The 9,971-nt window shown below is 59.3% G+C and carries 10 protein-coding genes and 1 tRNA gene; 7 read left to right on the top strand and 4 right to left on the bottom strand.

Annotated features, from left to right (window positions below; genetic code table 11):
• Positions 1-31 precede the first annotated feature (31 nt).
• A complete protein-coding gene (locus tag WNZ14_RS06270; RefSeq protein ID WP_342867722.1) occupies positions 32-598 on the top strand; it encodes a fasciclin domain-containing protein in 567 nt (188 codons plus the stop codon).
• Positions 599-799: 201 nt separating this feature from the next.
• Entirely contained in the window at positions 800-1,306 is a 507-nt protein-coding gene (msrB, locus tag WNZ14_RS06275; protein ID WP_342867723.1) for a peptide-methionine (R)-S-oxide reductase MsrB, read from the top strand.
• Between the two features lie 55 nt (positions 1,307-1,361).
• On the opposite strand, the gene yihA is transcribed toward msrB, so the two are convergent.
• The 4 genes from yihA to rpmH are packed head-to-tail and all read right to left on the bottom strand — an operon-like array spanning position 1,362 to position 4,496.
• Positions 1,362-2,039 (bottom strand): ribosome biogenesis GTP-binding protein YihA/YsxC, encoded by a 678-nt coding sequence (gene yihA / locus WNZ14_RS06280; protein WP_342867724.1) that lies wholly within the window; start codon positions 2,037-2,039, stop codon positions 1,362-1,364.
• Positions 2,040-2,061: 22 nt separating this feature from the next.
• Entirely contained in the window at positions 2,062-3,876 is a 1,815-nt protein-coding gene (gene yidC, locus WNZ14_RS06285; RefSeq protein ID WP_342867725.1) for a membrane protein insertase YidC, read from the bottom strand.
• 3 nt (positions 3,877-3,879) lie between these two features.
• Positions 3,880-4,323, bottom strand: a complete 444-nt coding sequence (gene rnpA, locus WNZ14_RS06290) for a ribonuclease P protein component (protein ID WP_342867726.1) — start codon at positions 4,321-4,323, stop codon at positions 3,880-3,882.
• 35 nt (positions 4,324-4,358) lie between these two features.
• Positions 4,359-4,496 carry a 50S ribosomal protein L34 gene (rpmH, locus tag WNZ14_RS06295; RefSeq protein ID WP_007199880.1) on the bottom strand — a complete coding sequence of 46 codons (138 nt, stop codon included), beginning with the start codon at positions 4,494-4,496 and terminating at the stop codon, positions 4,359-4,361.
• 347 nt (positions 4,497-4,843) lie between these two features.
• On the opposite strand from rpmH, the gene WNZ14_RS06300 reads away from it, so the two are divergent.
• The 5 genes from WNZ14_RS06300 to WNZ14_RS06320 all read left to right on the top strand — a co-directional run bounded on the left by WNZ14_RS06300 (position 4,844) and on the right by WNZ14_RS06320 (position 9,854).
• Positions 4,844-5,659 carry a DUF547 domain-containing protein gene (locus WNZ14_RS06300; RefSeq protein ID WP_342867727.1) on the top strand — a complete coding sequence of 272 codons (816 nt, stop codon included), beginning with the start codon at positions 4,844-4,846 and terminating at the stop codon, positions 5,657-5,659.
• A 162-nt stretch (positions 5,660-5,821) separates the two neighbouring features.
• Positions 5,822-6,589, top strand: a complete 768-nt coding sequence (locus WNZ14_RS06305) for a TVP38/TMEM64 family protein (RefSeq protein WP_342867728.1) — start codon at positions 5,822-5,824, stop codon at positions 6,587-6,589.
• A 54-nt stretch (positions 6,590-6,643) separates the two neighbouring features.
• On the top strand, positions 6,644-8,074 hold the full coding sequence (locus tag WNZ14_RS06310) for an FAD-dependent oxidoreductase (RefSeq protein ID WP_342867729.1): 1,431 nt from the start codon (positions 6,644-6,646) through the stop codon (positions 8,072-8,074).
• A 23-nt stretch (positions 8,075-8,097) separates the two neighbouring features.
• Positions 8,098-9,567: a HAMP domain-containing sensor histidine kinase gene (locus tag WNZ14_RS06315; protein ID WP_342867730.1), complete on the top strand. Its 1,470-nt coding sequence runs from the start codon at positions 8,098-8,100 to the stop codon at positions 9,565-9,567.
• A gap of 210 nt (positions 9,568-9,777) precedes the next feature.
• A tRNA-Arg gene (locus WNZ14_RS06320) sits at positions 9,778-9,854 on the top strand.
• Positions 9,855-9,971 lie beyond the last annotated feature (117 nt).

Below are 9,971 nucleotides of genomic sequence, written 5' to 3' on the forward strand. Positions count from 1 at the left end.
CCGGCCTGGAAACATTACAAAGAGGCTGACTATGAAAAACACTCTTCGCTCCATCGCCGCTGCCGCTGTTCTCTTCTCCGGTGTAAGCCTTGCCGCTGCTGCAAGCCATGGTGGAAACCCGATGGTCGGCGGCGCTGAAATGTTCCCCGACAAGAACATCGTTGAAAATGCCGTCAACTCTGCTGACCACACCACACTCGTCGCCGCCGTCAAGGCTGCTGGCCTGGTCGATACGCTGATGGGCGCAGGCCCGTTCACCGTTTTTGCACCAACCAACGAAGCCTTCGCTGCCCTGCCGGAAGGCACCGTCGACACCCTGCTGAAGCCTGAAAACAAGGACCAGCTCACCAAGATCCTGACCTGCCACGTCGTCGCCGCTGACGCGATGTCCGCAGCAATCAAGAAGATGGTTGATGATGACGGCGGCGTACACCCGGTCAAGACCGTTGGCGGCTGCATGCTCAACATCAGCTATGAAGGCGACAAGGTCATGGTCACGGACGAAAACGGCGGCGTGGCCAATGTCACCATCGCCGATGTCGATCAGTCCAATGGCGTCATCCACGTCATCGACAAGGTTCTTCTGCCAAAGAGCTGAACCTGATCGCAAGCCTCCCAAGGCCTGACAAGAATGTCCGGGCACACCGCGTAGCCCTTGCATCGAAAATCTCGGTGTGCCGCATCGGACAGCCTCCCGCCCTTTCGTTGGGCGGGAGGTAATTCACGGGCAAGTGAAGACATGTGCTTGGCGCTTCTTCCGCAAATGACCTAAATTCAAATCACCAGATGGAGACACACGATGACAAGGAAGACAGAAATGAGCCGACGCGCGCTTTTGACTGCCGGTGTTGCCGGAGTGGCCCTGTCGATTTTTGGTCGCCGGACCCCAGCGACTGCTTCGGAAGGCACGTTCGAGGTCACGATGACCGAAGAACAGTGGCGCTCGAAATTGTCCAAGCAGGAGTTTGCGGTTCTGCGTGAGGAAGCCACCGAGCGTGCCTTCACCAGCCCTCTCAACGACGAAAAGCGCAAGGGCATGTACCATTGCGCGGGCTGCGACCTGCAGGCCTATTCGTCGGAAACAAAGTTCGATAGCGGCACTGGCTGGCCGAGTTTCTGGCAGGCAGAGGAAGATGCTGTCCGGACAAAGGAAGACCGGTCGCTGTTTTCCACACGTACGGAAGTCCACTGTCGCCGCTGCGGCGGTCACTTCGGTCACATTTTTGATGATGGCCCGCAACCAACCGGAATGCGCCACTGCCTCAACGGTGTCGCGCTGAATTTCAAGCCGGCTGAAAACGCCTGAGCCAGACACCTTTGTGAACGAGACCGGCTGAATAAGCCGGTCTCGATGCCCATTTCTAAAGCGTAATCGCCAGTGCAATCGCGACCCGGAGCTCGGCGAGGCCTTCGTTCTTCTCTGAAGACGTGGCAAGCACCTCGGGATAAGCTGCCGGGCGACGCTTGATGACAGCCAGCGTTTCGCTGATCAGGCGAGGTACACCTGCCGCCTTTATCTTGTCGGTCTTGGTCAGCACCAGCTGATAGGACATCGCCGCCTTGTCGAGCAGATCCATCACGCCTTCGTCGTTCTTTTTCACGCCATGGCGACTGTCAATCAGCAGATAGACCCGCTTCAGCGTCGAGCGGCCGCGCATGTAATCAAACACCAGCTTGGTCCACAGATCGACCTGATCCTTGGGAGCCTTGGCGTAGCCGTAGCCCGGCATGTCGACCAGCGCCATCGGGGGGAGGTCGTCTTCTTGGCCCGAATAGCCTTCCGGCACGAAATAGTTCAGTTCCTGGGTGCGGCCTGGCGTGTTGGACGTCCGGGCAAGCCCATTGACGCCCACAAGCGCGTTGATCAGCGACGACTTGCCGACATTGGAACGGCCGGCAAAGGCAATCTCCGGCGGGCCTTCCGGCGGCAGGAACTTGAGCGAGGGCACGCCACGGATAAACACAAACGGCTTTGTGAAAATCTTCGCCGAAAGCTCTCTTGCGGCCTGCATTGCCGGGTCTGCGGACAGTGTGCTCATAGCTCCGGCCTCCGCGCGCCGCTCAGGTTGTTTTGTTCTTGGGTCTGAACAAGGCCATGAGATTGTCCCACAGCTCGATCTTGGCGCCCTGGCGCTTCATGATCACGCCCTGCTGGATCACGGAGAGCGTGTTGTTCCAGGCCCAGTAGATCACCAGACCGGCAGGGAAAGTCGCCAGCATGAAGGTGAAGACCACCGGCATCCAGGTGAAGATCATCGCCTGGGTTGGATCCGGAGGCGTCGGGTTCATGCGCATCTGGATGAACATGGTGATGCCCATGATCAGAGGCCAGACGCCGATCATCAGGAAGGATGGAACGTCATAGGGCAGCAGGCCGAACAGGTTGAACAGAGACGTCGGGTCAGGCGCCGAAAGATCCTGAATCCATCCAAAGAACGGCGCATGCCGCATCTCGATGGTGATGTAGAGCACCTTGTAGAGCGAGAAGAACACCGGAATTTGCAACAGCACCGGCCAACAACCGGCCACTGGGTTGATCTTCTCTTTCTTGTAGAGCTCCATCATGCCCTGCTGCAACGCCATCTTGTCATCGCCGTGCTTGGCCTTGAGCTCTTCAAGCTTGGGCTGAACCTTCTTCATGTTGGCCATCGACACATAGGACTTGTTGGCCAGCGGGAAGAAGATGAGCTTGACGATAACGGTGGTCAGCAGGATCGAAATGCCGAAATTGCCGAACATTTTGTAGAGATAATCGATCAGCCAGAACATCGGCTTGGTCAGGAAATAGAACCATCCCCAGTCGATCATCAGGTCGAAATTGAGAATGTTGTACTGGTCCTTGTAGCCGGCAATGACCGGCACCTCCTTGGCCCCGGCGAACACCAGCGTCTTCGATGTCACGCTGCCGCCCGGTGCGACCGACTGAGCATCGGTCTTGAAATCCGCCTGGTAGCGCGCGCGGCCATCGGTGAAGTGCGCGAAGCGGGTTTCGAAGCCGGCGCCCTGCGGAGGAACCAGCGCGGCCGCCCAGTACTTGTCAGTGATTCCCATCCATCCGGCTGTCGCCTTGGCGGGTGAAATCACCGGAGTGTCTTCGACGTCGGCGTAATCGATTTCCTGCAGGCCCTCTTCGCCGATGACGCCGATCAGGCCTTCATGCAGCACGTAGATTCCCGCTGTCTTCGGCTTGAAGAAGCGGGTGACCCGGCCGTAGCCGGCGATCGAAGCGGCACTTTCGCCGGAGTTGGCGATCGTGTCCTCGAAGCTGAACAAATAGTTTTCATCGACTGAAATGATGCGGGTAAAAACGAGCCCGGCGCCATTGTCATAAGTCAGCGTCACCGGGGTCGACGGCGTGAGCGTCTGTCCCTCCGCGGCACTCCACACGGTGTCGGGGCCTGGGGCAGGGCCAGACGCCGCATCTGCGATGAAGCCGACTTCAGCGAAATAGCCGCTGTTGAGCGCCGCCGGGCTCAGCAGGGTGATCCTCGGGCTCGTATCGTCGACGGTCTCATGATATTCCTTGAGCAGGATGTCGTCGATGCGCGCGCCTGCGAGATTGATCGAGCCGGACAGGGCCGGCGTGTCGATGGCGATGCGCTGAGTCTGGGCGAGCACCTGTTCGCGCGAGAGGCCGGCGGCGGCTGCCGACCCGGGAGCCGCGACCTCGCCGCCCGGCGCGCTTCCGCTGACAGCGCCTGGAAGGGTTGCATCACCGGTGCCGGCGGCCGGCGTCTGCGCCGCCTGTTGGGCCTGCTGCGCTTCTGCGGCCACGCGTTCGCGTTCGATCTTTGGGCTGACATAGAGGAATTGCCAGGCGACAAGCACAAGCACCGACAAGAGAATTGCGACGAAATAATTGCGATTGTTTTCCATCACTCAATCCTGATGTTCAGGCTTCGACAGCCTGCTGTTCTGGTGTTGTCCGGTGCGCCGATCAGTCTCGACGCGCGCTTGTTGGGGCCGTTTCTGTCTGTCGGCTTCATTCACCCGCTCGGTGAGCGCAGTGATCAAACCGCCAAACGGCGCGCTCAGCGTATCCCTGCGCGCGACCACCACATAGTCATGTCCGGGCTTGAATGGAACCCCTGCCATTTGACGCACGACTTCTCTGAGACGTCTGCGCATTCTATTGCGCTCCACCGAATTGCCCTGTTTTTTCGTCACCGTAAAGCCGATGCGCGGGGCCTGGTCGGGGTCGCCCCGGTCGAGGGTTTCCAGCAGAAAATAGCGGCCGCGCAGGCGTTTGCCCTTCTGCACGGCGAGAAAATCCGGCCGGTTTTTAAGCCGCCCGGGTTTCTTGATGGTATCGTCCTGTGCCACGCGATCGTATTCCTTCGCGGGCCCGTCGTCCGCTATTAAGCCGACAAACGATTGCGCCCGCGGGCGCGGCGAGCCTGGATGACCTTGCGGCCGCCCTTGGTAGCCATACGTGCACGGAAACCGTGACGCCGCTTGCGAACAAGCTTGGATGGTTGGTAAGTACGCTTTGGCATTTATTTTAATACCGCGGTGTGCGGCCCTTCTTGGAACAACTTGGTTTGGGTGTTCAGTCCGTCAAAACACGCTCCCGGAAACCGGAAGCATCCACGGACGAGCGGCTTATAAGCGCGATGGCTGTCAAAAGTCAATGAGCCAGCCCTTTTTCAACGAATGCCAGATCATCAATCGGCACGAGGCCTGAGCGCATCTTTGCTGAGAACCTGGGCCACGGAGCAGTTCTTCCGGTCACGTCCGTTCACAAGCCAGTGACATTGCCGGTCCGCTGGTTGCCCTGGTTGCGCAGTGCGCCAGTTGGTTTCTCAACAGCCGATTTCGAATTGAGCCGAGGATTTTGAAAGCCATGAACCTTACCCGCCGAGCCCTTTTCGCCGGATCCGCCAGTATTGTCGCGGTAAATGCCTTCGGGCTCCTGTCAGCGAAGGCTGCCCTGACCGGCTTCAGGCCCCAAGGCAAATCTGGGCTGGACCACTCGGCCTTTGACGCGCTGGTCAAATCCAGTGTCAAACCTGATGCGCAGGGCTACAACAGGGTCGATTACCGCGGGGTAAAATCAAATCTGGCTGCGCTGCGCAGCTATATAGCGTCGCTGGAAGCGGCCAATCCGGTTTCCTTGTCGCGCAATGAGGCCCACGCTTACTGGATCAATCTCTACAACGCCAAAACACTCGAGGTCGTTGCGGACGCTTACCCCGTGACCTCGATCAAGAAGATCAACCTTGGTGGCTCATTCCTGTTCGGAGCCGGCCCCTGGAAGGCCAAGATCCTGAGGGTTAACGGCACTGATCTGTCGCTCGATGATGTCGAGCACGAGATCGTCCGTGCCATTTTCAAGGATCCGATGTCCCATTATGGGCTCAACTGCGCCTCATACTCCTGCCCCAATCTCGCAACCCGTGCCTTTACCGGAGCCAATGTCGATGCGCTTCTGCGCCAGAATGCGGAAGAGTACATCAACCACCCCCGCGGCGTGACGGTCGACAACGGCCGCATAACCGCCTCGAAGATCTATTCCTGGTATGCGGGCGATTTTGGCGGCAAGAGCAGGCTCAAGGACCACTGGATGTCCTTTGCAAATCCGCAGAAGGCAGCGCTGATCGAGCCTGCCTCGATTTCCGGTTATGAGTATGACTGGAGCATCAACGCTCTGAAGCTTTGATGACGCAAACCTCACGCTGCCGTGAGGTTTGCGTGCTCCGGGGTCACGCTAGTTTGGGAAATAGCGAGGGATTGTCATTGGCGGTGGATGCCGGATTCCTCTAGTCTCTGTGTTGACTTCGATGGCTTCCCCGACCCGCAGTAACGAACCTGGAGATCGTGCATGACTTCACATTCCCGAACAGGGCAGGCGGAAAAGGCCGTGGCATGCACACCAGAGACCGGCAAGAAGCCGACCTGGCGCCGGTATCTGCCGTTGGCGATCATCGTCATCGGTCTGGGAGCCGCCTATGCGGCCGGTCTTCAGGATTATCTTTCCCTCACTGTGCTTGCCGAGCAGCGTGACGTGATAAAGGACTTTGTTGCTGATCATCGCATCGCCTCGGCAATCGGCTATTTCGTGCTTTACACGCTGGCGATTGCATTCGCCTTTCCCGCAGCCTCGATCCTGACGATCTTCGCAGGCTTCGTTTTCGGATGGTTTGTCGCCGGCACCTTGACTGTCTTTGCCGCCACCACCGGTGCTGCCATCATCTTCCTCGCGGCGCGATCCGCCTTTTGCGATGTGTTGCGCAAGCGTGCAGGTCCCTTCATCGGCAAACTGGCTGACGGGTTCGCCAAGGACGCTTTCGGCTATCTGCTGGTGCTGCGTCTGGCACCGGTGTTTCCATTCTTCATCATCAATATCGCGCCGGCCTTTTTTGACATCAAGCTGCGCACCTATGTGGCCGCCACGTTTATCGGCATCATTCCCGGCACTTTCGCCTATTGCTGGCTCGGCCAGGGTCTGGACAGCGTTATTGTTGCCGCCGCCGGACGCGAGATCTCGATAGCTGACCTGGTGACGCCCGAGATCACCATCGCATTTCTTGGACTTGCAATCGTCGCGGCGATCCCCACCATAGTGGGCAAGTTTCGCGCGCGGTCCTGATCCGAACCGATTTCAGCGCATGCTTGCGACTCAATATTACGGAAAGACACCATTATGAGCAGCCCTTTGACTCCTGACATCTGCATCATCGGGGCTGGCTCTGGCGGCCTCTCGGTTGCAGCCGCCGCCGCCGCTTTCGGCGTTGATGTGGTGCTGATCGAAAAGGGCAAGATGGGCGGTGATTGCCTCAACTACGGCTGCGTTCCCTCCAAGGCTATGATTGCGGCGGCAAAACACGCCCACGCCATTGCCGAAGCACCGGACTTTGGCGTGACGGCAGGCGAGGTGAAAGTCAACTTCCGCAAGGTTCATGACCACATCCATTCTGTCATAGGTGCCATAGCCCCCAATGATTCCGTCGAACGCTTCCGCGCCATGGGCGTCAACGTGATCGAGGACGAAGCCCGCTTCATCGACAAGTCCACAGTCAAGGCCGGCGAAATTGAAATCCGCGCCCGCCGCTATGTCATTGCGACCGGATCGTCGGCCTTCGTGCCGCCGATCCCGGGGCTCGACACAGTTGACTACCTGACCAACGAGACCTTGTTCGAACGCACCCGCGCCCCCAAGCACCTGATCATTATCGGCGGCGGCCCGATCGGCATGGAAATGGCCCAGGCCCACCGCAGGCTTGGTGCCGAAGTCACCGTCGTTGAGGGCGCCAGGGCGCTCGGCAAGGACGATCCGGAGCTGGCGGCGATCGTGCTTGAGAACATTCGCGCCGAAGGCGTCACCATCCACGAGGGTTCCAAGGTTACTTCGGTGGAGAAGCGCGGCAAGACGGGTGTCAGGGTGAATTTCGAAACGGAGGCCGGCGAAGGCTTCGTTGACGGATCCGATCTGCTGGTCGCTGTTGGCCGCCTCGCCAATGTAGAGGGCCTGGGTCTTGATGCGGCGGGCATTGACCATGACCGGCGTGGCATAAAGGTCGGCGCCAATCTGAGATCGTCCAACAGCCGTGTCTATGCCATTGGGGATGTCGCAGGCGGGCTGCAGTTCACCCATGTAGCAGGCTACCATGCCGGTCTGGTTGTGCAGCAGATCCTGTTCCGCGCGCCGGCCAAGGAAAACCGCGACATCATTCCCTGGGCAACCTACACCGACCCCGAACTCGCCCATGTCGGGCTGAGCGAGGAAGAGGCTGCCAAGCGTCATGGTGGCCGGATCTCGATCCTGCGCTGGCCCTATGCCGAAAACGACCGTGCCCATGCCGAGCGCAAGACAACCGGGTTGATCAAGATGGTGGTTGATCGCAAGGCGCGCATTCTCGGCGTCTCCATTGCCGGCGCCGGAGCCGGCGAAATGATCAACATGTGGGCCTTGGCCGTGACCAACTCGATGACGCTCAAGGATGTGCGCGGCTATGTCCCGCCCTATCCGACAATGGCGGAGATTGGAAAACGCGCTGCGGTTTCGTATTATACGCCCTTGACCCGCAAGCCGCTGGTGCGCTGGCTCGTGCGCTTCCTGAGGCGCTTCGGGTAATGATCGGGCAGGGGGTGCTGAGCATGGCGGACACACATTCTGAAACGACAATCCCGTGGTGGAAGCCGCGGGCTAGAAGCCTTACCTCCAAGCTTTTGTGGTTGACGATCCTGTTCGTGATGATCGCCGAAGTGCTGATCTTTGTGCCCTCTATCGCCAACACCCGGCTGCGCCTGCTCGAAAACCGTCTTAACACGGCCGCTGCAGCCGCTATCGTGATCGATGGCGTCAATGCCATGGAGCTTCCGCAGTCGATCCAGAATGACACACTGATGGCAACCGGCACCAAGGCCATCGTTCTGCGCAAGGACGGAACATCGCGCATGATTGCAAGCGCCGACATGCCGCCCTTCGTCACCCATCAGTACAATCTGGCGGCCGTCACGCCGGTCGGCGCCATCGTCGATGCATTCGATACCATCCTGTTTGGTGGTGACCGGGTGATTCGCGTCTACGGCCCGATTGGCGACGACCCCGACATGCAGATTGATATGGTCTTCGAGGACAGCCAGCTGCGCCATGACATGCTTATCTATGGCCGCAATGTTTTCCTGTTGTCGGTGCTGATCTCGGTCATCACAGCGGGTTTGTTGTTCTTCTCACTCAACCGATTGCTGCTGCAGCCGGTGCAGAGGGTGACTGATAACATGCAGGCCTTCTCGGAGGATCCGGAAAACCCCAACAACATCATCGTCCCCGGCCCTGCAGTCGATGAGCTGTCTTCTGCTGAAGGCCATCTCGCAGCGATGCAGACGCGGTTGCAGCAGACACTCAAAGAGCAGCGACATCTGGCTGATCTCGGTCTTGCGGTCTCCAAGATCAACCACGACATGCGCAACATTCTCACCTCTGCGCAATTGATGTCAGACCGTCTGGCGATGATCGATGATCCGATGGTCAAGCGATTTGCGCCCAAGTTGCTGCGCACCATTGACCGTGCCGTCGGCTACTCCAGCGAAGTCCTCGCCTATGGCAAGGCCCGCGAGGCCGCGCCGCGCCGCCGGTTCATCAACCTCGCAGCCCTTGCCGGCGAAGTCCGGGATGTCATCATCGAGGAGACCAGCACAGAAATTAGTTTTGTGCTGGACATGGATGAGGACATCGAGATCGAGGCCGACAACGAGCAGATGTTCCGGGTGATCTACAATCTGGTGCGCAATGCCGTGCAGGCCATCGAATCCGAACCCGGTGACGATGACGCCATCGTCCGGCGGGTGACATTCTCGGCCCGGCGCTCCGGCCTGGTGGTCGAGATCCGTGTTGCCGATACCGGACCGGGACTGCCGGCCAAGGCCCGTGAGAACCTGTTCCAGCCGTTCCGCGGATCGGCTCGGTCCGGCGGCACGGGGTTGGGGCTGGCGATTGCCCGCGAGCTGGTCATTGCCCACGGCGGATCGATGTCGCTCGACGAATCGGTGACACAGGGCACCGCCTTCCGCATCGAGCTCCCGGACCAGCCGGTCCCGCTCGACAAATTCCGCGCCCGCGCCTGACCTCGTTCCGGTCAGGCAAGGTGGCGAAAGCCAGCGATTGTGCGCCTGCTGGAGCCTGCATGCGGCCGCTGCGAAAGCCACCGGTTCCGGTCGCTGTTTGATCAACCATGCGACAATTGAACGACAATCGCTTTTTTCACCAAATCCGCTTGCAATCCCCCTCAGTCCGTTTTAGGAGAACGCCTCGCAGGCGAAAGACACCTGCAGCGCGCGCCCGTAGCTCAGCTGGATAGAGCACCAGACTACGAATCTGGGGGTCAGAGGTTCGAATCCTTTCGGGCGCGCCATTTTACCTAAAACTTCCGGGTTGCTAGAATGCGTGCCTTGCGCGTGGTGCCTTCTCTGTGGTTGCCCACCACCACCTTGTCATTGCGGAGTTTTAGGTAGGTCCTGGGACTTTCCGT

The sequence above is a fragment of the Hoeflea sp. AS60 genome (assembly GCF_038900115.1).
Taxonomy (GTDB): domain Bacteria; phylum Pseudomonadota; class Alphaproteobacteria; order Rhizobiales; family Rhizobiaceae; genus Hoeflea.

Coding starts and splice junctions, on each gene's coding strand:
- WNZ14_RS06270 (WP_342867722.1), top strand. CDS start 32: ATGAAAAACACTCTTCGCTCCATCGCCGCTGCCGCTGTTCTCTTCTCC.
- msrB (WP_342867723.1), top strand. CDS start 800: ATGACAAGGAAGACAGAAATGAGCCGACGCGCGCTTTTGACTGCCGGT.
- yihA (WP_342867724.1), bottom strand. CDS start 2,039: ATGAGCACACTGTCCGCAGACCCGGCAATGCAGGCCGCAAGAGAGCTT.
- yidC (WP_342867725.1), bottom strand. CDS start 3,876: ATGGAAAACAATCGCAATTATTTCGTCGCAATTCTCTTGTCGGTGCTT.
- rpmH (WP_007199880.1), bottom strand. CDS start 4,496: ATGCCAAAGCGTACTTACCAACCATCCAAGCTTGTTCGCAAGCGGCGT.
- WNZ14_RS06300 (WP_342867727.1), top strand. CDS start 4,844: ATGAACCTTACCCGCCGAGCCCTTTTCGCCGGATCCGCCAGTATTGTC.
- WNZ14_RS06305 (WP_342867728.1), top strand. CDS start 5,822: ATGACTTCACATTCCCGAACAGGGCAGGCGGAAAAGGCCGTGGCATGC.
- WNZ14_RS06310 (WP_342867729.1), top strand. CDS start 6,644: ATGAGCAGCCCTTTGACTCCTGACATCTGCATCATCGGGGCTGGCTCT.
- WNZ14_RS06315 (WP_342867730.1), top strand. CDS start 8,098: ATGGCGGACACACATTCTGAAACGACAATCCCGTGGTGGAAGCCGCGG.